The sequence below is a fragment of the Dellaglioa sp. CoH-55-MRSF-9 genome, assembly GCF_056782155.1.
Genome location: NZ_JBXAYG010000110.1, coordinates 1 through 259 on the forward strand (window position 1 = coordinate 1; position 259 = coordinate 259).

Sequence of the window (259 nt, forward strand, 5' to 3'; positions counted from 1 at the left end):
CTTGCGGTGCGCGTCGTGTCCGTTTCGCAAGATGTGAAGCTGAAGTCCGGTGTGGTAAAGAGTGTTGAACTCACGAAGCTTGATCCGGTTGCACGTATGTTCAAGCGTGCCGCACGCTTCCTGCCTGCTGCATTCCAGAATGTTCAGGCACCCCCGAAGCTGCGCCGTGGTCGCGCCGCAAGCTCGGATGATGAGTGAAAAGTTGTAGAAAATGCTTGACACGATTTCGGAAGAGTGTATAATTTTGCACCCTTCTGAG

The 259-nt window shown here is 53.3% G+C and carries 1 protein-coding gene; it reads left to right on the forward strand.

The annotated features are described in order from the left end of the window. Positions 1-198: hypothetical protein (locus tag AC1RPV_RS07985; RefSeq protein ID WP_481764233.1), on the forward strand; the 198-nt coding region annotated here is incomplete at its 5' end. Positions 199-259 lie beyond the last annotated feature (61 nt).